This is a genomic window from Nonomuraea sp. WAC 01424 (assembly GCF_003947315.1).
GTDB classification, from domain to species: Bacteria; Actinomycetota; Actinomycetes; order Streptosporangiales; family Streptosporangiaceae; genus Nonomuraea; species Nonomuraea spiralis.
Genome location: NZ_QHHZ01000005.1, coordinates 363,389 through 387,181, shown reverse-complemented (window position 1 = coordinate 387,181; position 23,793 = coordinate 363,389). Strand labels below are relative to the sequence as shown.

Genomic DNA, 23,793 nt, shown 5'->3' with positions numbered 1-23,793 from the left:
CCTTGACGCCCGTCCGGACGTCAAGGGACGGGCTAGGGCAGCTCCCGCAGCGCGTCCTCGATCTCGCCCCTGAACGGCATCGACGTGCTGGCGCCCGCCCGCTGCACGGACAGCGCCGCCGCCATCGAGGCGAAGCGCAGCGCGTCGTCCGGCGGCGTCCCCTCGGCCCGCGCCACCGCCAGCGCGCCGCCGAGCGCGCCACCGGCGGCCGTGGTGTCCACCGCCTTCACGGTGATCGCGGGCACCCGCAGCCGCTCGCCCGAGCGCGCGCCGTAGAGCGCGCCGCGCGAGCCGAGCGTGATGACGGCCTCCTCGACCCGTTCGAGCAGCGCGTCGATCGCGGCGTCGGGGTCGTCGTGGCCGGTGATGTCGGCGGCCTCGTGCTCGTTCGGGACGATCATCGTGACCGCGTCGAGCAGCTCGTCGGGCAGCGGCTGGGCGGGCGCCGGCGTGAGGACGGCGGGCACCCCCGAGACGCGGGCCGCCTGGGCGGCGGCCACGACGGCCTCCATGGGCAGTTCGAGCTGGAGCAGCAGGGCCTGCGAGCCGGCGATCGTGGCCAGGTCGCCGCCGGACGGGCCGGTCACGGTGCCGTTCGCGCCGGGCACGACGATGATCGAGTTGCCTCCGGCGTCGTCGACCACGATGTGCGCGATGCCGCTCGGGCCGGGCACCTGGCGCAGGCCGTGCACGTCCACCCCGGCCTCGGCCAGGGTCGAACGCATCTCCGCCCCGAAGCCGTCGTCGCCGACCGCGCCGAGGAAGGCCACCTGCGCACCGGCGCGGGCCGCGGCGATGGCCTGGTTGGCGCCCTTGCCGCCGGGCACGGTACGGAACCGGTGACCGGTGACCGTCTCACCCCGTTTGGGGGCTTCAGATACGTACGCGACGAGGTCCATGTTCGCGCTGCCGAAAACCGAGATCATGACGCCATCATCTCCTGAGTACGCCGGGCCAGTTCGCCGAGCCCCACCCCGTCGAAGCCGGTCAGGCTGCTGGCCAGGCTGTCGCGCATGAGCCAGCGGTCCGGCACGCCGCCGTTCAGCGCGCCCGCGACGGACCCCGCCGTGGCTCCGGCCGAGTCGGTGTCCCAGCCGCCGGCGACCGCGCCCGCGATCGTGGCGGTGAAGTCGCCCCGGCCGTGGATCAGGGTGGCGGCGACGAGAGCGGCGTTGTTGATCGTGTGCACCCAGTGCAGCGTGCCATGACGCCGGTGCAGCAGGTCGATGACACGCTCGAAGTCCGGCTCGCGGGCGGCGTCGGCGGCGGCCAGGCGGACCGCCTCGTGCAGGCGCGAACCGCTCGGCACGACCGACAGGCCCGCCTCGACGACCTCCTCCGCCGAGCCGGCGACCAGGGAGGCGGCGCACATGGCCGCGACGAACATCGCGCCGTAGATCCCGTTGGCCGTGTGGGTGAGCCGGGCGTCGCGCCAGGCCAGTTCGGCGGCCGTCGCCGGGTCGCCGGGGTTGGCCCAGCCGTAGACGTCGGTCCTGATCAGGGCGCCGATCCACTCGCGGAACGGGTTCCTGCGGGTGGCCGTCTCCGGGGGCTCGTACCCGTCGAGCAGGTTGCGGTAGGCGACCCGCTCGGCGGTGAACGTACGGCCGGCCGGGAGCTCGTCCAGCCACAGCTTGGCGACGTCCTCGGTGGTGAAGCCGCGGCCGTGGCGCTCCAGGACGGACAGGGCCAGCAGCGGGTAGTTGAGGTCGTCGTCCTCGGGGATGCCGTCGATGTTCTCGGCGAGGGAGTTGACGGCGCTGCGCCGGTTCCACGGCCAGCGGCGCGCGATGTCGTCCGGCAGGCCCTTCGCGGTGAACCAGCCGGTGACGGGCCAGTTGCCGGTGGCCTCGGCGATCTGCCTGATGCCCTCGCGCGGGATCTTCTCCACCGGCTTGCCCAGCACGCACCCGGCCGCCCGTCCCTGCCAGGCGCCCAGCAGGCGGGCCGGGTCCGCCTTCGCGGCCGTCCGTGCCGACGGCCAGCCGGGGCAGGCGGCGACGATGGCGTCCAGGTCGGAGGGCTCCGCCAGCGGCGAGGGGATCGCGGCCAGCTCGTCCAGCAGGCTCTCGGCCAGGGGCCGCAGCCGGGCGGCGGCGGCCTCCGAGGCGCCCGCGCGGGGCGGCGCGTCGTGGCCGCCCGCCGCGTGCCAGCGCGCGGTGATCTCGGCCACCTGCGGCAGGTCGCCCCTGCCGTCCTCGCCGGCCTGGCGCAGCTCGTGGCCCACCAGGTCCTCCGGCTGGACCCAGGTGAGCCTGATCATCGTGCGTCCAGCTCGGCGAAGCCGGCCTCGTGGGCGCGCCGCCGCGCCAGGTCGGCGGCGTGCACCCCGCGCGCCACCTCGGCGATGGCCAGGCCGGGCGCCACCAGGTCGGTACGGCTGGCCGCCCCCACCTGCTCGATCCACTCGGCGGGCACCGCGGACAGCCCCCCGAGGGCGCCCGCGATCGCTCCGCCCATGGAGGCGATCGAGTCGGCGTCGCGGCCGTAGTTCACGCCGCCGAGCACGGTGTCGCGGAAGTCGCCCTTGGCCGCCACCAGGAACCCCAGGGCGAGCGGCAGTTCCTCGATGCTGTGCACCCGGCTCGGCCGGCGCGCGCCGAGGCCCTGGTCGCGGTAGGTGTCGGCGACCGTGTCGAAGGGCCGTACAGCCGCGCGCAGCGTCTCGAACGAGCCCTCCCAGTGGCCGACCCCGGCGGCGGCCTCGCACACCGCCTCGATGGCGGCGTGGGTGCCGTCCTTGGCCAGGCGCAGGCAGGCGGCGACCACGGAGTCGACGGTGGCGCCCGGCCGCATGGCCTCGGCGACGGCGGCGGCCATCACCCCGGCGGCCTCGCGGCCGTAGCTGGACTGGTGAGCCCCGGTCAGGTCCACGGCCTCGGCGTAGGCGGCGTCGGGGTCGGCGGCGTTGACGATGCCGACGGGCGCGACGTACATGGCCGCGCCGCAGTTGACGATGTTGCCGACGCCGGCCTCGCGCGGGTCGACGTGCCCGTAGTGGAGGCGGGCCACGATCCACTTCTCGGCCAGGAAGATCCGCTGCAGCGGCAGCGCGTCGGCCTCCAGCTCGGGGATCCACTGCCGCTGCCCCATGAGCTCGGGCACGAGGTGGTCGGCCATCGCGTACGCGCCCAGGTGCCCCCCGGTCTTCTCGTACACGCGGATCAGGGCGTGCGTCATGAGGGTGTCGTCGGTGATGTGCCCGTCGCCCTTGTGGTACGGCGCGATCGGCCGGGCGTTGCGCCAGTCCTCGTTGTACGGCGGCACGATGCCCTCGACCCGGCCGCCGTACCGTTCCACGATCTGTTCAGGAGTCCAGCCCTCGGTGGCGCCGCCGAGCGCGTCCCCGACCGCCGCCCCCGCCACGCAGCCAGTGGCCCTGTCCTCAAGCGGCGTCATGCGATTCCTTTCGTCAGTTCGATGAGATCCTTGCCCGCCAGCGACGGCAGGCAGCAGCCCGCCAGCGCGCGGGCCGGCGCGAGCCACCCCTCCGGGATCGCGCCGTACCCACTGGCGGCCCCCGCCAGCGCGCCGGTCAGCGCGGGCGCCGAGTCGGCCAGCGCGGACAGGCAGGCGGCGGCCGGGACGGCGCGGGCCAGGTCGCCCTCCGCCGCCTCGGCCAGCGCCAGGGCGACGGGCACCGTCTGCGCGGCGCCCACGCCGTAGCTGTAGACGTGGTCGAGCAGCGCGGCGTCCAGCGCGGGCACCGCGCCGAACGCGTCGCCCGCCTGCCGCGCCGCCGCCAGAGCCACCCGGGCGTTGTGCCCGATGGCGGTGTCCTCGGGCAGGACGGCGAGCGCCGCCTCCACGGCCTCGCGCACCGACCCCGACGCGACCGCCGCGGCCACGGCCGCGGCCATGGCCTGGGCGCCGAGCACGCCGTCGCCCGCGTTGGTCACCTCGGCGTCGGCCGTGGGGTCCCTCCCCAGGGCCCCGAACGCGACCGCCCGTACGGCGGCGGCGTCGTCGAAGTGGTGCGGGTTGTCGTGCCCCGAGGCCGGTGGCTCGACGCCTTTGGCCAGGTTGTCCAGCGCCGTGGCCACCGAGATGCGGGCCCGGACGCCGGTCAGCTCACGGAACGCCTCGGCCCGCGGCCGGTCGATCGTCAGCAGCGTCCAGGCCAGCCATTCGGCGTCGTCGGACGGCCCGACGGCCAGCGGCGCGACCGGCTGGTTGAGCGCGAACGGCACCGGCAGCGTGGTGACGCGGTGCTCCTCGGCGAAGGCGTCCAGCTCACGGTGCAGGCGCCGGCTCCAGGGCGCGTGCAGGGCGGCGCGGTGCCTGGCCGCGGGCCAGCCGGCGGCGTCGCCCACGGCGAGCCCGATGAAGGCCCCCCTGATTCTGTCCCCCGACATGATGATCTACAGTCCTTCCGCCAGTTCGTCGGCGACGTCCAGCACATGTCTTCCGGCCACGACGGGCAGGCATTTCCCGCTCACCGGGCCGATCCGGGCGGCCCAGCGCGCGGGCACGCCTTCCTCACCCTGGACGGCTCCGGCGACCGAGCCGGCGATGGCGCCGATCGTGTCGGCGTCCCTGCCCAGGCTGACCCCGAACGTCACCGTCGTCTCCACGTCGCCGCCGCCCGCCAGGACGGCGGCCAGGGCCAGCGCGACGGCCTCGGGCGCGAGGTCGGTCCACGGGTAGTGCCGGACGACGACGGCCTCGTGCAGCGCCTCGACGAGGGCGAGCTCGTCGGCCGTGCCCTCGGCGACCACGTCGCGCGCCCGGACGACGGCGCGGGCCGTCCACGAGTCGGCGGGGATCACCGACAGCGCGGCCTCCACCGCCTCGCCGGGCGTCGCGCCCGCCATGGCGGCGGCCACGGCCCCGGCGACCGCCCGGCCGCCGAGTATGCCCTCGCCCGACCCGCTGACCAGCCCGTCCTGCTCGATCAGGCGGGCCGCCTCGGCGGGGTCACCGGGGCAGAAGATCCCGTACGGCGCCGCCCGCATGGCCAGCCCGTCGGACCAGCCGTGCTGGTGCACCCGCCCGGTCAGCGGCGGTTCCAGCCCGCGGCGGAGCGCTTCGATGGTGCCCAGTTCGGAGAAGCCCGCGCCGCGCATGGGCCCGGTCACCGACGGGATGATCTCCCGCCGGTACGCCTGGGCCACGTCGGCCGAGGTCAGGGCGTGCCCGTGGCGTACCAGGAGCGAGGCGGCGAAGATGGCGTACTCGGTGTCGTCGGTGCCGCCGCCCTCGACCTCGGTGAGGCGGCCCCACCGCCGCCGGATCTCCGACGGCGACAGGTTCTCGGCCGGGGCCCCGAGGGCGTCGCCGGCCGCGAGGCCGAGCAGGCTCCCTCGGGCCCTCATGCGATGAGTCACTGCTGGTACCGCTCCAAGACCTTGTTGCCGTCCTCGACGAGCCGCTTGGCCGCGTCGTCGATGGTGATCTTATTGGCGAAGTACTCCTGGAGGACCGGCGTGGCGACCTTGCTCTTCCACTCGTCGAAGCCGTTCACCTTGAGGAACGGGGCCACGACCAGGTTCTTGGCGGAGGCGGTCGCGACGTCCCAGCCGTTCTCCTGAGTGGTCATCGCCGGGTCGGCGGCGGCGGTCTGCGAGGTCGGCAGCAGCCAGTCGCCCTTGGCGAGCTTGGCCTGGTTGGCGCCGTTGAGGAAGAACGACATGAACTTCATCGCCTCGTCGGCGTGCTTGCTGTCCTGGGCGATCGACAACGTCTGCGAGACCGCGCCCTGCTGGGCGCTGGTGCCCTTCGGCGCGGGCAGCGTCACCCACTCGAAGCCCTCGGGGGCCTGCTCGACGACCTGCTGGCGCAGGTAGACGCCGGCCGGGAGCAGCGCGAACTTGCCCTTGTAGAAGGCGGGCAGCGGGTCGGCGGTGCCCTGGCCGAGCGCGGCCGGGTCGGCGGACTTGTCCTTGTAGAGCTGGTCGTGGATGCGCTGCAGCACCTCACGCTCCTCCGGGCCGACCTTGACCGTGGTCTTGCCGTCGGTGGTCTGGAAGAACGTGCCGCCGAAGTTGAGCGCCAGGTTGAGCGACTTGTTGACCGGCGACTTCATCGGCCAGGCCACGCCGTACGTGCCGCTCATGGCGGCCCCGGAGGCCTCTTTCGAGGCCCCCGGGTTGCCCGTGGTCATCTTCTTGGCGGCCGCGGAGAACTCGTCCCAGGTCCACGGGTTGTCCGGGGTCGGGATGCGCACCTTGGCGGCGTCCAGGAGCTTCTTGTTGGCGATGATGACCTGCGACTCCTGCAGGAACGGCACGCCGTAGATCCCCTGCTCGCCCTTGCCGCCGTTGAAGGTGACGGTGTCCCACGCCGACTGCGGGATGTCGCTCTTGAGCTCGGCGGGCAGCTTGCTCGTCAGGTCGAGCAGGTAGCCGTCGGAGGCGAACCCGGCCAGGGCCGGCGAGTCGTTGTGGATCACGTCGGGCGCGGTGCCGCCGGCGAACTGGGTGACGAGCTGGTCGTTGACGTTGTCCCAGCTCCCCTGCACGTAGGTGACCTGGATCTTCGGGTTGGCCTTGTTCCACTCGTCGACGAGCTGGTTGTTGGCCGCGACGGACTCCTTCTGCCAGGCCAGGCTGAGGAAGTTGAGCTTCACCGGCTCGTCGGACGAGGCGGCCTCTCCACCGCCTCCTCCTCCGCTGCCACACGCGGCGGCGAACGCGACGACGGCCGCCGCCGCCAATGCGGACTTGATTCGCATATGAGCCTCCTACTAGCCCTTCACGGCGCCGGCCATCAGGCCGGACTTCAGTCGCCGCTGAATGATTGCGAAGAAGATCAGACTCGGGATCGTCGCCATGAGCGACGCCGCGGCCAGCGGGCCGAGCCTGGCCACCCCCTCGGGGCCGGTGAACCGCACCAGCGTGAGCGGGAGTGTCATCACGTCGGGGTCCTGGAGGATCACGAGCGCGAACAGGAACTCGTTCCACGACGAGATGAAAGAGAACAGCAGCGTGGCCACCACGCCGGGCGCGAGCAGCGGGGCCACCACGCTGGCGATCGAGCGCAGCCGGGTCGCGCCGTCCACGGCCGCGGCCTCCTCCAGCTCGCGCGGCACGGCCCGCACGTAGCCCTGGAGCATCCACAACGCGAACGGCAGCGTGAACGTCACGTGCACGACGACGAGCCCCGGCAGGGTGTTCACCAGCTCCAGGTCCCGCAGGATCATGAAGAGCGGGATGATGATCAGGATGAACGGGAACACCTGGCTGACCAGCACCCACCCGATCGCGACCTTGTTGAGCAGGCTGCGGTAGCGGGCCATCGCGTACGAGGCCGGCAACGAGATCAGCACCGTGATCACGCTGCTGAACAGCGCCACGACCAGGCTGCGGCCGGCCGCGCCGAGCAGGTCCTGCTCGCCGAAGGCGTCGGCGAAGTTGGCCAGGGTCGGCTCGCGCGGGATCCACGTCGGGTCCGCCAGGGCCATCTCCTGGGGCGTCTTCAGCGCGGTCGACAACAACCAGAACAGCGGGAACGCCAGGAAGACGATGTACGCGACCAGCGCGACGTACTGCGGGGCGCGTCTCATCGGGTCTCCCTCATCTGGCGCCACAGGTACAGGCCGAGCACCGTGAGCACGACGATCGCCATGGCCAGGCCGAGCATCGAGGCGTAACCGGCCATCCGGTAGCGGAACGCCTCCTCGTAGGCGAACAGCATGGGCAGCCGGGTCTGGCCGCCGGGCCCGCCCTGGGTGAGCACGTAGACCAGGCCGAACTGGTTGATGTTCCACACGAAGTCGAGCGAGGTGATCGACACGATGACCGGCCGCAGCTGCGGGAGCGTGATGCTCCAGAACCGCCGCCACCGGCTCGCGCCGTCGACCTCGCCGGCCTCGTACAGCTCCCTCGGGATGCCCTGGAGGCCGGCGAGCAGGACCACGGTGGTCTGCGGCATGCCGGTCCAGATGCCGACCACGATGATCGCGGGCAGCGCGAGCGAGAAGTCGGCCAGCCAGTTGATGTGCGTGCCGAGCAGGCTGTTCAGGATGCCGGCGTCGGGGTGGTAGACGAGCTTCCACATCAGGCCGACGACCACCGGCGGCATCGCCCATGGCACGACCGAGAGCACCCGGGCCACGGTCCTGAAACGCAGGTTCTGGTTGAGCAGCACGGCCAGGCCGAGCGCGGCCAGGAACTGCAGCACGGTCACCGAGACCGCCCAGATCGCGCCGATCCTGAACGAGGCCCAGAAGTCGCCGTCGGTCAGCAGCCGGCCGAAGTTCTCCAGGCCGACGAAGCTGGTCTCGTGGTTGCGCGTGTTGCGGGCGTCGGTGAAGGCCAGGCCGATGCCGTACAGGAGCGGGCCGATGCTGAACAGCGCGACGGGAACCAGCGCGGGCAGCATGAGCAGCCACATCTCGCGGTTCCTGCGCGATTTCGGGCGCCGCCGGGAAGGCGGGCGCCGGGGCGGTGCCGTCGCCGTCACGGTCGCGGTCACGTCCTGCCTCCCTCATGTCCGTAGGTCTCGCCCGCCGTCGAGGCCCGCACCACCAGGCGCGGCGGCACGGTGATCACGCGCGGCGCGGCGTCGCGCCTGGCCAGCCGGTCGAGCAGCAGCTCGGCGGCGGCCTTGCCGCGCTCGGCCGAGCCGAGCGAGACGCTCGACAACGACGGCCAGGACGCGGCGGCCAGGTCGGTGTCGTCCATGCCGACCACCGCCACGTCGTCGGGCACCCGGCGCCCGGCCGCGCGCAGCACGTCCAGCGCGCCGCGCGCGATCAGGTCGTTGGCGCACATCAGCGCGTCCACGTCGGGTGCCCGTTCCAGCAGCTCGGCCACCGCGCGGCCCCCTTGCGCGCGGTAGAAGTCGCCTATCTGGACGAGATCGTCGTCGTAGGGCAGTCCGAGCTGCTCCAGCGCCTCCCGGTAGGCGGCGCCCCGCGAGGCGCCCGGCCAGGTGTCGGGCGGGCCGTTGACCAGCGCGATGCGGCGGCGTCCGAGCGAGTGCAGGTGGTCGACGGCGAGCCTGACACCGGTACGCGAGTCGGCCCGTACGTTGTCCACCGGCGTGCCCTCGGGCACCGTGCCGATGATCACGACGGGCGCCCTGGCCGCGGCCAGCATCTGCAGGTGGGCGTCGGTGACCCGCAGCGGGCTCATGATCAGCCCGTCCACGTACCGCTCGCCGAGACTGTGCAGCACGTCGATCTCGTCGGCCACGACGGCGTCGGTCGAGTGCAGCACGAGCCGGTAGCCGGCCGCCTTGAGCACGGGCTGGATCTGGCGCAACATCGCCAGGTAGGCGGGGTTGCCGACGTCGGCCATGGCGAAGGCGACCTGGTGGGTGCGCCGCGACTTGAGCGACCTGGCCACGGCGTTGCGCACGTAACCCAGCTCGTCGGCGGCGGCCATCACCTTGCGCACGGTCTCCTGCCTGGTCGGCAGGCCGTTGAGGACCCGCGAGACGGAGGCGATCGAGACACCGGCGCGCTCGGCGATCGTGGTGATCGTGGGTCCGTCGGCCAAGGCTGTCCTTCCAAGAACGTAAACGTTTACGGAAAAGGACCTGTAAACGTTTACCGTGTTTCGCACATGAAACCGGGCCGTAACTTCGGGGTCAAGTCACGATCCCATAACGCCAGGTCAGAGGGCATACGGGCAACGAGAGGCCGCTCGCCCGCAAGCCGCGTTCCGCGGATCCGCGTCGAGAACGCGAGAAGGCGGGAGCCGCCGGCACGGCTCCCGCCTTCCGGAACAGGTGATCGCTAGGCGGAGTTCTCGGCGGGAACCGGCGCCGGGCGTGCGGTGAGCGAGCGGATCGCCGGGGCGCCGCTCAGCGCGACGACGGCGGCCAGCACGGCCGGGATGATCAGCGCCACGGGCAACGACTTCGTGGCCTCGGCCACGTACCCGAGGACCGCCGGGCCGAGCAGCAGCCCGCTGTAGCCGAACGCCGTCACCATGGCCAGGGCCCGGCCCACCGGCCCGCCCGCCGCGCCGACCGCGCTGAACAACACCGGCACGACGGTCGCCAGCCCCACGCCGGCCAGCGCCCAGCCGGTCCACGCGCACACCACGCTCAGCGGCCCGTCGAACACCGGGGCGGCGAGCACCAGGACGTACCCGAGGGTGGCGAAGCCGCCGGCGAGCTGGATCGTGCGCACCGAGCCGAGCCTGGCCCTGATCGGGTCGCCGAGCAGGCGGATCGTCGTCATCGCGACCGAGAAGATCGTGTACGCGAGCGGCGCGGCGGCCGGGTCGGTGTGCAGCACCCAGCGGGCGTGCAGCGCGGCCCAGTCGATGGCGGCGCCCTCGCTCAGGTGCCCGGCGAAGGCCGCCACCCCGAGCAGCGCGATCAGCGCCCACTTCAGCGAGCCGGTGCCCGTGCCGCCCTCGGCCTCCTCCTCGGGCTGCCGCAGCTCGTCGGGCAGCAACACGCGTACGGCCGGGAAGTACAGGAACGGGACCACGAGCGCCCCCGCCACCAGCAGCGCCTGGGGGTCGAGCCCGGACCGCAGGACGAGCGACGTCAGCGCGCCCCCGGCGGCCCCGCCGAGGCTCCACGTGCCGTGGAAGGCCGAGATGATCGGACGGCCGTAGACCCGCTCGACCTCGACGGAGTGGGCGTTGATGGCGACCTCGGTCACCCCCAGGCCCATCCCGAACAGCAGTGCCAGCGCCATCAGCGACGCGTACGAGGGGGCCAGCGCGGGCCCGAGCAGGGCCAGGCCCGACAGCGGCCCGCCGATCCAGCACACCCGCCGGCTCGACCACCTGTCCACCAGCCGCCCGGCCACCAGCATCGACACCAGCGCGCCGCTGGAGATCAGCAGCAGGACGGTGCCCAGCCTGGCCGCGCCGAGGTCGAGCCGGTCGTTCAACGAGGGCAGCCCGGCCGCCCACAGGCCCATCACGAATCCACTGAGGGTGAAAAGTCCGAACACTCCGACACGTGCACGTTTGGCAGCAATGAGGGTTTTGTTCACGGCAAGAGCATAAACTGAGAGTTGTGAAGAGTGCTACGACCAGCGGCGAACTCCGCGCGCACAACCGGGTCCGGTTGCTGCGCGCCGTGCACGACTGCGCGGCGACCCGGACGAGATCGCAGCTCACCCGCGACCTGAACCTCGCCAGAGGCACGGCGTCGGTGCTCGTCGCGGGCCTGGCCGAGGACGCCCTGCTGCACGAGGAGCCCGCCTCCGGCCACGCCAGGGGACGTCCCACGCAGGTGCCCGGCCCCCATCCGCTGGGCCCCCTGGCCCTCGCCGCCGACGTGCGCGAGGACGCCTGGGAGCTGGCGGCGTGCGAGCTGGGCGGGCGGGCGACCGTGCTGGAGGTCCGGCCGCACGACGGCACCCCGGAAGACGCCCTGGCCTCCCTGGGCCGGGCGGTGGCCGGCCACCTGTCGCGGCGGGTCGTGGGCGTCGGAGTGGCCCTCGCCGGCCCGGTACGGCACGACGGGCTGGTGGACATCGCCCACCTGGGCTGGCGCTCGGTGGACGTACCGCGGCTGCTCGGTCTGGGATCGGCGGACGTTCCGCACGGGCTCGGCCCGGACCAGGTCGCAGTGGGCAACGACACGGCCCTGGCCGCGCTGGCCGAGGCCCGGCGGGGACGGCTGCGCGGCGTACGGGTGGGCCTGCACCTGCATGTGGACTTCGACCTCGGCGGCGTCCTCGTCGTGGACGGCCGGCCGCTGGCCGGCGCGAGCGGCGTGGGGGCGGAGTTCGGCCACATGCCGCTGGGCGGCGGCGACCGGCCGTGCGCGTGCGGCGCGACCGGCTGCTGGGGCCAGGAGGTCGGCGCGAACGCGCTGCTGCGCCACGTGGGCCTGGCCTACGGAGGCGGGCGGGGCCGCCGTCAGGCCGAGGAGGTGCTGGCCACCAGCCGGGAGGCGGTCGAGGCCGGGGCCCGCGCGCTCGGCCTGGGCGTCGCCGCCCTCGTCAACGCCCACGATCCCGAGGTCGTCACGCTCTCGGGGCTCGGCGCCGAGGTGTGGGAGCGCGCGGGCGAGGTCCTGACGGAGTCCTGCGGGTCCGCGCTGATGGCCATCCGCCGTGAGCGTCCGCCCCGGATCGAGGCCGGCGCCCTGGGCTGGCGCGGCGCGCTGCTGGGCGCCATGGAGTCCGTCTTCGACGCCTTCCTCACCCCCGAAGGGCTGGAGAGATGGCGCGAAACCCGCCCCGACCAGGGCGCCGACACGCCCGAATCACGAAATGTGACGCATTACACGCTCTAGCGGAAAATCCTGCAACATCCACCGCCGTCCGAGCGCCGACCAGGCGATCTTGCACCCCCCGTCCCCGGCGCTGTACGCATGGAGGGGCCCGACACGCTCAAGATCATCAACGGGAGTGGGTACGCGTGGATCTCGAACTCGCGCTCCGCATGACCGAGGCCGCCCTGAAGCAGGCCGTCCGGGAGGGCGCGCTGATCTCCGTGGCGGTCGTGGACGAGGGCGGCCATCTGGTGTCTTTCCAGCGTATGACGGGTGCGGAGATCGCGGGGCCGGTGCTCGCGCCGGGCAAGGCGTACACCTCGGTGGCCCATCGCATGGCCACCGCCGAGCTCGCCCCGCTGGTGGCGCCGGGCGGGGAACTGTTCGGTCTGGCGGGCGACCGGTACGTCTGTTTCGGAGGGGGTGTCCCCCTCTGGGCGGACTACGGCGAGGGAGAACGGGTGGTCGGCGGCGTAGGGGTCAGCGGAGGCACGGTCGCCCAGGACGTGGCGTGCGCCGAAGCGGCCGCACTGGTGTGGCGGACACGTTGAGCGGGCGCTTTCCGCAACACGAACCGCTGGTATCCGCCATGATTAGCCACTGCACCACGGGAAACACTTTCCCGAACCCAACTCCCCGAGGAGAAGACGAGATGGCACTTCCCACTCTCACCCCCGAGCAGCGTCAGGCGGCTCTGGCGAAGGCGGCCGAGGCCCGCGCGGCCCGTACGGCCCTGCTCGCCAAGGTCAAGGCGGGCGAGCTGACCTTCGCCCAGCTCCTTGAGCGTGACGACGACATCGCCAAGAAGATCAAGGTGTCCCAGGCCCTGCGCGCCGTCAAGGGCGTCGGCCCGGCCAAGGCCACCGCGCTGATGGAGGAGGCCGGCGTCGACGAGAAGCGCCGTCTCGGCGGCCTGGGCGCCCAGCAGCGCAAGAAGCTGGTCGACGCGCTCGGCTAGACACCCGGGCGGCCGGCTCCGCGCGCGACGCCGCGCGGACCGGCCGGCGACCCCTCGTGGGCCAGGAGGGGCCGGAGAGCGGCGAACGCCGCTCCGGCGGGCCCGGCCGAGGGGTCAGGACCTCAGATACGTCAGCACGGCGAGCACGCGGCGATGCTGGTCGCTGTCCTCGGCGTAGAGGCCGAGCTTGTTGAAGATGCTCCTGATGTGCTTCTCCACGGCGCCGTCACTGATCACGAGCTGCCGTCCGATGGCCGGGTTCGACCTGCCCTCGGCCATGAGCCCGAGCACCTCGCGCTCGCGCGGCGTGAGCTGCGCCAGCGGGTCGTCCTTGCGTCTGCGCACCATCAACTGGGACACCACCTGCGGATCGAAGACGGTGCCTCCCGCCGCCACCCGCCGCAGACCCTCCAGGAACTCGTCGACGTCGACGACCCGGTCCTTCAGCAGGTAACCCACCGCGCCGCGGGCATCGGCCAGCAGGTCGTCGGCGTAGGAGACCTCGACGTACTGCGACAGGATGAGCACCGGGGCGCCGGGCACCCTGTTCCGGGCCTCGACCGCCGCCCTGAGCCCCTCGTCGGTGAACGACGGCGGCATGCGCACGTCGACCACCGACACGTCCGGTCTGTGCTCGACGACCGCCTTGACGAGGGCGTCGCCGTCCCCCACGGTGGCGACCACCTCGCAGCCGAACTCCTCCAGCAGCCTGACCAGGCCCTCCCTGATCAGAACCGCGTCATCGGCCACGACTACGCGCACGGCACCTCCGCCACGATCACTGTCGGCCCGCCGTCCGGCGACCGTACGGTGAGCTCCCCGTCAACGGCGCGGAGCCGGTCGGCCAGACCGGCCAGGCCGTGTCCCTTGGCGACGTGTGCGCCGCCCACCCCATCATCCCCGATCGTGAGCATGAGGATGTCACCGATGCGAACGAGCTGAACGGTGCAGATCGTGGCGCGGCTGTGTTTGGCCACGTTCGTGAGGGTCTCGGCGCAGACGAAGTAGATCGCGTTCTCGACGGCCGCCTGGAAGCGGCCCACGGTCTGCACGTCGAGGTCGACCGGCACCGTGCAGCGGCCCGCGAGCGGGGCCAGGGCGGGCGCGAGGCCGCGGTCGGACAGGATGGGCGGCGCGATGCCGCGCGAGAGCGCGCGCAGCTCGTCGAGCGTCTCGCGGGTGGCGCTGATCGCCGAGCTGATCGTGTCCGAGGCGGCCTGCGGGTCCTTGGCGAGCTGCCGCTGCGCCCTGGACAGCTCCATGGCCAGCGAGACCAGGCGCTGCTGCGGGCCGTCGTGGATGTCGCGCTCCAGCTTGCGCAGCGCGTTGGCCTCGGCCGAGACGGCCGCCGCGCGGCCCTCGGCCAGGTCGTCGATGCGCTCCTGGAGCTCGGCGACGCCGGTCAGCGGCGCCCGGCCGAGCCCGGCCCTGACCAGCGCGGCCCCGCGCACCATGAACGGCATCAGCAGCGCGAAGAGCAGGCCGAGCGAGACGTAGAAGATCGCGTTGACCGTGTAGCCGGTGCCGATCCCGAGCAGCTCGGGCAGCTCGACGTTGCCGGGGATGCGCGAGGTGATGATGCCGTAGAGCGGGTACGTCAGCCCGGCGATCGGGATCGCCCAGAACACCACGGTCAGCACGAACGCCAGGATCGCGAACGGGAAGTTCAGGATGCCGTGCAGCAGGTCGAGCCACGACTGGCCGTTGGTCAGCGGGTTCACGATCCGGCGGAAGCGGCCCGCGCCCTCGGGCGCCGGACGGTACCGCGGCCGTACGGGCGGCCTCTTGAGCACGTCCGACAACCAGCCGCGCTCGGCGTCGGCGAAGCCCCGCGCGACGAGGAGCGTGCCGGCCAGCAGCGGCACGCCGATCCACACCACCGCGGTGCCGACCCCGGCGGCGAAACCGGCGATCATGAGCACGAAGCCGATGACGGCCGTCGGGAATCCGACCAGCGTGTAGCGGGTGTCGAGGAGGACACGCCTCATGAGGGAGCGCATGCAGCCAGGCTAAGTCCCCCGGCAGAGCGGGACGAGCAGGTACGCAGGCATGTGGAGGTAGGGCCAGCCCTACCCCCGGGGGTGGTGGGATCTTGACCTCAACAGGGTGGTCCGCGGCAATGTGCCAGGGCGGGCGAGACGGAAGCCTTGAGGCATTCGCTCCCCGCCGAAACGAGGCTCCCCATGACCGTCCTGCTCGACCGTCCCGCGCCGGTTGCGGCGCCGCGTACGACGGGAAGGGACCCGTTCATCGACCTGTTGCGGGTGCTGGGCATGGCGCTCATCGTGCTCCAGCACTGGACGATCCCCGTCCTGTCCTACGAGGACGGGCGGCTGACCACGGGCAACGCGTTGTCCACCCCGGGGGTGTGGGTGGTGACGTGGCTCAGCCAGGTCATGCCGCTGGTGTTCTTCGCCGGCGGCGCGGCCAATGCGATCAGCCGGGGGCGGTCGGCGAAGAGCGACCAGGAGTGGCTGGCCGGGCGGCTGCGGAGGCTCGCCTGGCCGTTGCTCCCCCTTGCGGCGGTCTGGATCCCGCTCCCCCACGTGCTGCTCACGCTGGGGGTGCCGGACCAGCCGCTGCAGGTGGGCGCGAAGCTGACCGGGCAGTTGTTGTGGTTCCTGGCCGTGTACCTGATCGCGGTCACGGTCACGCCGTACGCGCTGCGCCTGCACCGCCGGTACGTCGTGCTCGTCCCGGTCGTGCTGGCGGCCGGGGCGGCGCTGACCGACCTGGCGCGCTTCTCGACCGGCGTGGAGGCGGCCGGTTACCTGAACATCGTCTTCGTGTGGCTGGCGGTGCACCAGATCGGCTTCTTCTACGCCGAGGGACGGGTGCGGCTGCCCGCGCTGATGGCGGCCGGCGGGTTCGGCGCGGCGGCGCTGCTGGTGGGGTTCGGCCCCTACCCCGGCAGCATGATCGGACTGCCCGGCGCCGAGATGTCGAACATGGCCCCGCCCACGCTGGCCATCCTGGCCGTCGGCATCGGCCAGATCGGCCTGGCCACGCTGCTGCGTCCCCGGCTGGTCCGGCTGCCGCTGAGCCGGGTGCTGGACTGGGCCGGGCCGCGCATCATGACGGTCTACCTGTGGCACATGCCCGCGCTGTTCGCCGTGACCGGCGTGGTCGTGGTCCTGCTCGGCGTCGAGACGCCGGAGCCGGGCAGCCTGTTCTGGTTCGCCGGGTGGCCGGTCTGGTTCGGCATGTTGTGCCTGGTCATGTCGGGGCTGGTACGGCTGTTCGCCCGGTTCGAGACGCCGCCCTCGCTGCCGTACGGGAACGCCGGCCCGCGGGCCATGCTGGTGGCCGCCGGGCTGGTCGGGGCCGGGCTGCTGACGTTGACCGTGGGCGGGTTCGCGCCGGGCGGCGGCCCGTTCCTGGCGGTGCTGGCGCTGCTCGGCGGCCTGCTGATGACCGCGCCCAAGGCCCGCGTGTAACACCGACGACATCTGCCCCGGGCCACAATCGGACGGCATGACGATGATTCGCGCCCTCGCCGGGGACGACGTGCCCGCCGTGACCGCCATCTACGCCCATTACGTGACCGGCGGCGTGGCCACGTTCGACGAGACACCGCCGGGGGACGCCGAGTGGCGGGCCAAGGCGGCGGCCGTCGCGGCGGCGGGCCTGCCGTTCCTGGTGGCCGAGGCGGACGGCGTGGTCGCCGGGTACGCCTACGTCAGCCAGTACCGGCCCAAACCCGCCTACCGCCACAGCCTGGAGGACTCGATCTACCTCGCTCCCGGGCACACCGGCCGCGGGCTCGGCCGCCTGCTGCTGGGCGAGCTGATCCGGCGTACGTCGGCGACCGAGGCGCGCTCCCTGATCGCGGTGATCGCCGACGGCGGCGACCCGGCCTCGCGGCGGCTGCACGCCGCCTTCGGCTTCGAGGAGGCGGGACGGCTGAGGAACGTGGGGTTCAAACACGGCCGCTGGATCGACACCTTGCTGATGCAACTTGACCTGAGATGAGGGTGCCGGGTTCGACCACACGGCAAACTTCGGCAGGATAGATACCGTGAGCCTTCTCGTTGACCGCCTGCCCGAGGACATCGACGCCGACCCCGACGCCATCTTCGACGCGTTCGTCGCCTGGAACGCCGAACGGGGGCTCACGCTCTATCCCGCCCAGGAGGAGGCCCTCATCGAGGTCGTCTCCGGCAGCAACCTGATCCTCGCGACGCCGACCGGCTCGGGAAAGTCGCTGGTGGCCGCCGGGGCGCACTTCGCCGCGCTGACCCGTGACGTGCGCACGTTCTACACCGCGCCGATCAAGGCGCTGGTGTCGGAGAAGTTCTTCGACCTGTGCGCCGTCTTCGGCACCGCCAACGTCGGCATGATGACCGGCGACGCCAGCGTCAACCCGGGCGCGCCGATCATCTGCTGCACCGCCGAGATCCTGGCCAACGTGCCGCTGCGCGACGGCGCGGCGGCCGACATCGGCCAGGTCGTCATGGACGAGTTCCACTTCTACGCCGAGCCCGACCGCGGGTGGGCCTGGCAGGTGCCGCTGCTGGAGCTGCCCGACGTGCAGTTCGTGCTGATGTCGGCGACGCTCGGCGACGTGTCGATGTTCGAGCGCGACCTGACCAGGCGCACCGGCCGGCCGACGTCGGTGGTCAAGCACGCCGAGCGGCCGGTGCCGCTGGTGTACTCGTACCGGATGACGCCGCTGCACGAGTCGCTGGAGGAGATGCTCACCACCGGGCAGGCCCCCGTCTACGTCGTGCACTTCACGCAGGCCGCGGCCATGGAGCGGGCCCAGGCGCTGATGTCGATCAACATGGCGACCAAGGCCGAGAAGGAGGCCATCGCCGCGATGATCGGCGGCTTCCGGTTCACCACCCGGTTCGGCCGGGCGCTGTCGCGGCTGGTCAAGCACGGCATCGGCGTCCACCACGCGGGCATGCTGCCCAAATACCGGCGGCTGGTGGAGCGGCTGGCCCAGGCCGGGCTGCTGAAGGTCATCTGCGGCACCGACACGCTCGGCGTCGGCGTCAACGTGCCGATCCGCACGGTCCTGTTCACCGCCCTGTCCAAGTACGACGGCAACAAGGTGCGCCGGCTGCGCGCCCGCGAGTTCCACCAGATCGCCGGCCGGGCCGGCCGCGCGGGCTTCGACACCATCGGCTACGTCGCCTGCCAGGCCCCCGAGCACGACATCGAGAACGCCAAGGCCCTGGCCAAGATCGGCGACGATCCCAAGCGGCGGCGCGGCTACGCGCGCAAGAAGCCGCCGGAGGGGTTCGTCGGGTGGAGCGAGGAGACGTTCGAGAAGCTCCAGCAGGCCGAGCCCGAGCCGCTCAACTCCCGTTTCAAGGTGAGCAACGCGATGTTGCTGGCCGTGATCAACCGGCCGGGCGACTGCTTCCAGGCGATGAAACACCTGCTGACCGACAACCACGAAGACCGCAAGTGGCAGCGGCGGCACATCAGCCAGGCCATCGCCATCTACCGCTCGCTGCTGGCCGGCGGCATCGTCGAGCAGTTCGCCGAGCCCGACGAGCAGGGCCGCCGGGCCCGGCTGACGATCGAGCTGCAGGAGGACTTCGCGCTCAACCAGGCGCTGTCGACGTTCGCGCTGGCCGCCTTCGACCTGCTCGACCGCGAGTCGCCCTCCTACGCGCTCGACATGGTCTCCATCGTCGAGTCCATCCTCGACGACCCCCGCCAGATCCTGTCGGCCCAGCTGAAGAAGGCGCGCGGCGAGGCGGTCGCCCAGATGAAGGCCGACGGCCTCGAGTACGAAGAGCGTATGGAGGCGCTCGCCGAGGTCATGTACCCGATGCCGCTCGACGCCCTGCTGCTCGGCGCGTACGAGACCTACCGGCGCGGCCACCCGTGGGTCGGCGACTACACCGTCAGCCCGAAGTCGGTGGTGCGCGACATGTTCGAGCGGGCCATGACGTTCGGCGAGTACATCCAGTTCTACGAGCTGGCCCGCTCCGAGGGCACGGTGCTGCGCTACCTGGCCGACGCCTACCGCACGCTGTCGCGTACCGTGCCCGAGCACCTGAAGACCGAGGACCTGGTCGACCTCATCGAGTGGCTGGGCGAGCTGGTCCGGCAGGTCGACTCCTCGCTGATCGACGAGTGGGAGAAGCTCACCAACCCCGAGGAGGCGCTGGAGCGCCAGGCGCAGCTGGAGACCAAGGTGCGGCCGGTCACGGCCAACCCGCGGGCCTTCCGGGTGCTGGTGCGCAACGCCATGTTCCGGCTGGTCGAGCTGTGCGCCGTCGAGAAGGAGGACGAGCTGGAGGAGCTGGCCCCCGACGTCGACTGGGGCGCGGCGCTCGACGCCTACTACGCCGACCACGAGGAGATCTTCACCGACGCCGACGCGCGCGGGCCGGCGCTGCTGCGGATCGAGGAGGAGAGCGGCCTGTGGCGGGTACGCCAGACGATCAAGGACCCGGCCGGCGACGCCGACTGGGGCATCGACGCCCAGGTCGACCTGACCGCCTCCGACGAGGAGGGCCGGGCCGTGCTGCACGTGCTCGGGCTCAACCGGCTCTGACATGAGAACAAGCCGTGTGCCGGAACGGACTGGCAAGGGCGTTCCGGCACAGGCTTGTCGATTCATTCTCGGGTCGGGAAGTTAGGCGCTGGGTCATGACGATGTCTCAAGATCGAGACATTCAGCACTCCGCCAGTTCGCAGATCTTGGCGAGCATCGTGCCCGCGTCCTTGCGCTGCCGGCTGAAGTCGGCCTTGGCGGGTTTGCCCCACTCGCCGGCGACCGTGTAGAGGATCAGGGCGTTCGCCCGGCGGGCCACGACCGCCCGCTCGCCACCGACCGCCGGCTTGCCGTGGTCGTAGGCCTGGCCGGTGACCAGCACGGCCTCGTCGCCGAGCGCGACCTTGGCCTGGCTGTAGCGGTAGCCCGCGGTGCCGCAGGTCCGTACGGCGGTCCGCAGCTCGCCGACCGCCTTGGCCGCGGTCTCCGGCGAGGAGTAGAGGATCACCTGCTCGGACTTCGAGTAGTCGGGCACGGCCGTGTAGACGATCGTCCTGGCCGCCGTCCGTCCGGCCAGGCCCAGCCTGGCCTTCTGGCACGGGTCCACGACGAGCTGGGCGGTCTTCTTGCCCGAGACGTTCCAGCTGTGCTCCGGGTTGGGGTCCTTCTTGGCGGCGGCCTTCTCGTAGAGCAGGAAGTTGCCCGGGACAGCGAGACTGGCGGCGACGAACAGTGCTGCGATCATGGGACAAAATGGTAGGGGTGAGCGAAGAAGACCTCAGACGCGTGCTCGGGCTGCTCTACCAGGAGGACACGCTGCGCGTGTTCGCGTCCCTGGTGCTCGGCGACACCGGCGGCCTGTCCCCTAAGGCGCTCGACCGTCTGGCCAGCGGCGGCCTGGCCGAGCCCGGCGACGACGGCGAGTGGCGGGCGCGTCCGGAACGTTTCCGCGAGCTGCTGCGGCAGCGGGCCGAGCCTCCGGAGGAGCTGAGCGCCGAGGAGCGGGTGCTGCGCACGTTCCTGGTCGACGGCCGGTTGACGACCACGGTCATGCGCCGCGACAAGCGGCTGGTCGTGCTGCGCTACATCTCGCGGGTGTTCGAGCCGGGCGTGCGTTACCCGGAGAGCGACGTCAACGTGGCGCTGCGGGCCTTCCACGACGACTTCGCGGCGCTGCGGCGCTACCTGGTGGACGAGGGGATGTTGTCCAGGGAGGGCAACGTCTACTGGCGCAGCGGCGGCCCGGTCGAGGTGTGAGGCCGGGCGAGGTGCCGGTCAGGGGCGCAGGCGGGCGCGGTAGTCGCGGGGTGGGAGGCCGTACTCGCGCCTGAAGGCGCGGCTGAAGTGGAACGGGCTGACGAAGCCCGAGGCGGCGGCCACCTGGCCGACGTCCAGGTCGGTCACCTCCAGCAGGCTCGCGGCGTGCCGCACCCGCGCCCGGCGTACGGCGGCCATCGGGGCCTGGCCCGTGCCGGCCGCGAACAGGTGGGCGAACCTGGAGGGCGACAGGGCCACGGCGCGGGCCAGCGAGGCGACCGAGTGCGGCGCGCCCGGCTCGGCGGCGATGAGGTCGAGCGCGTGGCGCACCCGCTCGTCGCCGCCCCCGCCCTCCCCTCCGGACCGGGCCGCCCCGGTGGAGGCCGTGGCCAGCACCAGCACCTCCTCCACCGCGCCCAGCACCAGCTCACGGGCCGGGCTCGACATCACCACCGCCGGCACGGGCGCGTTGCCGGGCGTCGGGGGGCCGGGGGTGGTGTGGCCGGGGAGCCAGCGGGCATCCTGGAGCGCGCGTTCGAAGGCCCGGCCGACGCGCTCGCGTACCCCGGCCGGCACGTCCTCGACCAGGTGGCATCCGGCGGCCAGCGCGTACGGAGCCAGCCAGGCCGTCCACGCGGGACGCGGCTGGAAGTGCACCCACCAGAACCGCCATCGCCCCGCCCCCGGCGCCACCCGGTAACGCTGCGCCGCCCCGGGCCCGAGCACCGCCAGATCCCCCTCCCGTACGGCGAACGACGCCCCCGCCTCCCCCCCCCCCCCCTCCCCCGCCTGCGTCCACAGCAGGAGCCAGCTCGGCGACCCGTGGGGACGGCGCGTGCCGTAGCCGGCCGGCTTGTCGAAGTGGCCCACGATCATCAGCTCGGCAGCAGGAACAGACAGGTTCTCAGCGTTCACAGTCATACCGTCGCACGAGCCTGGTGCCTACCGTGAAGGGCATGAGGCTGAACGACTTCCACGACCGCGGCTACGTGCTCGTCCCCGCGCTGCTGGCCCCCGAGGAGGTGGCCGAGCTGCGCGAGGAGTTCATGACCCTGCACGCCGGCGGCCCGATCCCCGGCCATTTCGCGCCCCGCCCCCAGGACCCGGACGCGCCGTACGACGTCCTGCGCGACTACCCGCGCGTCATGCACCCCCACCAGGTGAACGACGTCGCCCTGCGCTACCTGCTCGACGCCCGCTTCGCCGCGATCCTGCGCGAGCTGCTGGACGAGGAGCCGATAGCAGCCCAGAGCATGTTCTACTTCAAGCCGCCGGGCGCGCGCGGGCAGGCGCTGCACCAGGACAACTTCTACCTGCGCGTCGAACCGGGCACGTGCGTGGCGGTGTGGGTGGCGCTCGACCGCGTCGACCGCGCCAACGGCGGCCTCGAAGTGGTCCCCGGCACCCACCTGATGGACCTGTTCTGCCCCGAGGAGGCCGACCGCGACCTCTCCTTCACCCGCGAGTACGTCCCCCCGCCGCCCGGCCTGGAGCGGGTGCCCGTGGGCATGGAACCCGGGGACGTGTTGTTCTTCAACGGCAGCCTGGTGCACGGATCGGAGCCCAACACCACGGCCGACCGGTTCAGGCGCAGCTTCATCTGCCACTACACCGGCCGCTCGGCCGAGCGCATCTCGGCGTACTACGAGACGCTGACCATGGACGGCGAGCGCGTGCGCCTGGACCCGGCCACCGGCGGCGGCCCCTGCGGCACCGAGGCCCCCGGCCCCCACTGACCAGCACTGGCCCGCCCGAACCGGGCCACACCGCCCCACACCGGGCCGCCCGCGCTCACGGCGTGGCGTCAGCCGCCCGACACGTCCGACTCCGCCTCGTGCGGGACCACGCAGTCCCACGGATCGTCGAGCCACCCGTCAGGCAGCTGCACCTTCTGACGTTCGCCCGACTTCCCCCGGGGCGTGTCGGTGTTCGGCGGCCAGGGCTGGTCGTGCTCCAGCTTGGCCAGCCCCTCCCGGAGCCCGTCGAGCGACTCGGCCGTGGCCAGCTCCCGCCGCAGCACGCTCCCGACCTCGAACCCCTTCAGATACCACCCGACGTGCTTGCGGAAGTCCGCGATCGCGTACCGCTCGATGTCGAAGCACTCGGTGAGGCCGGCCGCGTGGCGCTCCATCATCCCGGCCACCTCGCCGAGCGTCGGCCTGGCCCGCTCGGGGTTGCCGTTGAAGGCGTTCTCCAGGTCCCTGAACAACCACGGCCGCCCGAGGCACCCCCGCCCGACCACGACCCCGTCGCAGCCGGTGCGCGCCACCATCCGCAGCGCGTCGTCGGCGGACCAGATGTCGCCGTTGCCCAGCACCGGGATCTCCGGCACGGCCTCCTTCAGGCGCGCGATCGACTCCCAGTCGGCCACGCCGCCGTAGTGCTGCTTCGCGGTGCGCGCGTGCAGCGCGATCGCCGCGACGCCCTCCTCGGCCGCGATGCGGCCCGCGTCGAGGTAGGTCAGGTGGTCGTCGTCGATGCCCTTGCGCATCTTCATCGTCACCGGCAGCGCCCCCGCGTTCGCGACCGCCGCCTTCAGGATCCGCCGCAGCAGATTCCTCTTGTACGGCAGCGCCGACCCGCCCCCGCGCCTGGTCACCTTGGGCACCGGGCAGCCGAAGTTGAGATCGACGTGGTCGGCGAGGTCCTCCTCGGTGATCATCCTGACCGCCCGCCCGACCACGTCGGGATCGACCCCGTAGAGCTGAAGGCTCCTCGGCCGCTCGGACTCGGCGAACCTGATCATCCGAAACGTCTTGGGATTGCGCTCGACCAGCGCCCGCGTCGTGATCATCTCGCACACGAACAGCCCGGCGCCCTGTTCCCGGCACAACACCCTGAACGCCGCGTTCGTGATGCCTGCCATGGGCGCGAGCACCACGGGCGGCCACGCCTCAATCGGCCCAATCTTCACTCCGTCAGTTGTAGCGCAGCTCAGGCCGTGAGCGGTATTCGCCGATAGGCTGAGACGCCGTCCCAGGGGAGG

At 72.4% G+C, this 23,793-nt stretch carries 23 protein-coding genes; 8 read left to right on the top strand and 15 right to left on the bottom strand.

Features of this window, described 5'->3' with window-relative positions:
- Positions 1-32: 32 nt before the first annotated feature.
- From DMB42_RS16655 to DMB42_RS16610, 10 genes are all read right to left on the bottom strand, one after another.
- Entirely contained in the window at positions 33-926 is an 894-nt protein-coding gene (locus DMB42_RS16655) for a ribokinase (protein ID WP_125635468.1), read from the bottom strand.
- Positions 923-2,263, bottom strand: coding sequence for an ADP-ribosylglycohydrolase family protein (locus DMB42_RS16650; protein WP_125635466.1), 1,341 nt, complete (start codon positions 2,261-2,263; stop codon positions 923-925). The genes DMB42_RS16655 and DMB42_RS16650 overlap by 4 nt, the downstream gene beginning before the upstream one ends.
- Complete coding sequence (locus tag DMB42_RS16645; RefSeq protein ID WP_125635464.1) at positions 2,260-3,399, bottom strand: ADP-ribosylglycohydrolase family protein; 1,140 nt, start codon at positions 3,397-3,399, stop codon at positions 2,260-2,262. Before DMB42_RS16645 ends, DMB42_RS16650 begins: the two co-directional genes overlap by 4 nt.
- A complete protein-coding gene (locus DMB42_RS16640; protein WP_125635462.1) occupies positions 3,396-4,355 on the bottom strand; it encodes an ADP-ribosylglycohydrolase family protein in 960 nt (319 codons plus the stop codon). Before DMB42_RS16640 ends, DMB42_RS16645 begins: the two co-directional genes overlap by 4 nt.
- Positions 4,356-4,361: 6 nt before the next feature.
- Entirely contained in the window at positions 4,362-5,315 is a 954-nt protein-coding gene (locus DMB42_RS16635) for an ADP-ribosylglycohydrolase family protein (RefSeq protein ID WP_125635460.1), read from the bottom strand.
- Between the two features lie 8 nt (positions 5,316-5,323).
- Entirely contained in the window at positions 5,324-6,673 is a 1,350-nt protein-coding gene (locus tag DMB42_RS16630) for a sugar ABC transporter substrate-binding protein (protein ID WP_125635458.1), read from the bottom strand.
- A 12-nt stretch (positions 6,674-6,685) separates the two neighbouring features.
- Positions 6,686-7,504, bottom strand: coding sequence for a carbohydrate ABC transporter permease (locus DMB42_RS16625; RefSeq protein WP_125635456.1), 819 nt, complete (start codon positions 7,502-7,504; stop codon positions 6,686-6,688).
- Positions 7,501-8,415 carry a carbohydrate ABC transporter permease gene (locus DMB42_RS16620; protein ID WP_221762184.1) on the bottom strand — a complete coding sequence of 305 codons (915 nt, stop codon included), beginning with the start codon at positions 8,413-8,415 and terminating at the stop codon, positions 7,501-7,503. The genes DMB42_RS16625 and DMB42_RS16620 overlap by 4 nt, the downstream gene beginning before the upstream one ends.
- Positions 8,412-9,443, bottom strand: a complete 1,032-nt coding sequence (locus DMB42_RS16615; RefSeq protein WP_125635454.1) for a LacI family DNA-binding transcriptional regulator — start codon at positions 9,441-9,443, stop codon at positions 8,412-8,414. Before DMB42_RS16615 ends, DMB42_RS16620 begins: the two co-directional genes overlap by 4 nt.
- A gap of 239 nt (positions 9,444-9,682) precedes the next feature.
- Complete coding sequence (locus tag DMB42_RS16610) at positions 9,683-10,861, bottom strand: MFS transporter (RefSeq protein WP_260477754.1); 1,179 nt, start codon at positions 10,859-10,861, stop codon at positions 9,683-9,685.
- Between the two features lie 65 nt (positions 10,862-10,926).
- Here DMB42_RS16610 and DMB42_RS16605 point away from each other — a divergent pair, with 65 nt between their 5' ends.
- The 3 genes from DMB42_RS16605 (at position 10,927) to mihF (ending at position 13,093) form a co-directional block, all read left to right on the top strand.
- A complete protein-coding gene (locus tag DMB42_RS16605) occupies positions 10,927-12,156 on the top strand; it encodes an ROK family protein (protein WP_125635451.1) in 1,230 nt (409 codons plus the stop codon).
- A gap of 125 nt (positions 12,157-12,281) precedes the next feature.
- Positions 12,282-12,686 (top strand): heme-binding protein, encoded by a 405-nt coding sequence (locus tag DMB42_RS16600; RefSeq protein WP_125635449.1) that lies wholly within the window; start codon positions 12,282-12,284, stop codon positions 12,684-12,686.
- Between the two features lie 101 nt (positions 12,687-12,787).
- Positions 12,788-13,093: an integration host factor, actinobacterial type gene (mihF, locus tag DMB42_RS16595; protein WP_043641121.1), complete on the top strand. Its 306-nt coding sequence runs from the start codon at positions 12,788-12,790 to the stop codon at positions 13,091-13,093.
- Between the two features lie 114 nt (positions 13,094-13,207).
- Here mihF and DMB42_RS16590 read toward each other — a convergent pair whose 3' ends face one another.
- Both DMB42_RS16590 and DMB42_RS16585 read right to left on the bottom strand, forming a co-directional pair.
- Entirely contained in the window at positions 13,208-13,855 is a 648-nt protein-coding gene (locus tag DMB42_RS16590; RefSeq protein WP_125635447.1) for a response regulator transcription factor, read from the bottom strand.
- Positions 13,846-15,093: a sensor histidine kinase gene (locus DMB42_RS16585; RefSeq protein WP_125635445.1), complete on the bottom strand. Its 1,248-nt coding sequence runs from the start codon at positions 15,091-15,093 to the stop codon at positions 13,846-13,848. The genes DMB42_RS16590 and DMB42_RS16585 overlap by 10 nt, the downstream gene beginning before the upstream one ends.
- A gap of 183 nt (positions 15,094-15,276) precedes the next feature.
- Between DMB42_RS16585 and DMB42_RS16580 the strand changes: the two genes are divergently transcribed.
- From DMB42_RS16580 to DMB42_RS16570, 3 genes are read left to right on the top strand one after another with little or no spacing between them, the layout of a single operon-like run.
- A complete protein-coding gene (locus DMB42_RS16580; RefSeq protein WP_125635443.1) occupies positions 15,277-16,530 on the top strand; it encodes an acyltransferase in 1,254 nt (417 codons plus the stop codon).
- A 37-nt stretch (positions 16,531-16,567) separates the two neighbouring features.
- Positions 16,568-17,065, top strand: a complete 498-nt coding sequence (locus tag DMB42_RS16575) for a GNAT family N-acetyltransferase (RefSeq protein ID WP_185844691.1) — start codon at positions 16,568-16,570, stop codon at positions 17,063-17,065.
- Positions 17,066-17,102: 37 nt separating this feature from the next.
- Entirely contained in the window at positions 17,103-19,610 is a 2,508-nt protein-coding gene (locus DMB42_RS16570) for an RNA helicase (RefSeq protein ID WP_125635441.1), read from the top strand.
- Between the two features lie 121 nt (positions 19,611-19,731).
- Here DMB42_RS16570 and DMB42_RS16565 read toward each other — a convergent pair whose 3' ends face one another.
- Positions 19,732-20,295: a hypothetical protein gene (locus DMB42_RS16565; RefSeq protein ID WP_125635439.1), complete on the bottom strand. Its 564-nt coding sequence runs from the start codon at positions 20,293-20,295 to the stop codon at positions 19,732-19,734.
- A gap of 8 nt (positions 20,296-20,303) precedes the next feature.
- Between DMB42_RS16565 and DMB42_RS16560 the strand changes: the two genes are divergently transcribed.
- Positions 20,304-20,807: a DUF2087 domain-containing protein gene (locus DMB42_RS16560; RefSeq protein ID WP_125635437.1), complete on the top strand. Its 504-nt coding sequence runs from the start codon at positions 20,304-20,306 to the stop codon at positions 20,805-20,807.
- Positions 20,808-20,825: 18 nt separating this feature from the next.
- On the opposite strand, the gene DMB42_RS16555 is transcribed toward DMB42_RS16560, so the two are convergent.
- Positions 20,826-21,722, bottom strand: a complete 897-nt coding sequence (locus tag DMB42_RS16555; protein WP_221762183.1) for an AraC family transcriptional regulator — start codon at positions 21,720-21,722, stop codon at positions 20,826-20,828.
- Positions 21,723-21,763: 41 nt separating this feature from the next.
- On the opposite strand from DMB42_RS16555, the gene DMB42_RS16550 reads away from it, so the two are divergent.
- Complete coding sequence (locus DMB42_RS16550; protein ID WP_125635435.1) at positions 21,764-22,543, top strand: phytanoyl-CoA dioxygenase family protein; 780 nt, start codon at positions 21,764-21,766, stop codon at positions 22,541-22,543.
- 68 nt (positions 22,544-22,611) lie between these two features.
- On the opposite strand, the gene dusB is transcribed toward DMB42_RS16550, so the two are convergent.
- A complete protein-coding gene (gene dusB, locus DMB42_RS16545) occupies positions 22,612-23,721 on the bottom strand; it encodes a tRNA dihydrouridine synthase DusB (protein WP_260477735.1) in 1,110 nt (369 codons plus the stop codon).
- Positions 23,722-23,793 lie beyond the last annotated feature (72 nt).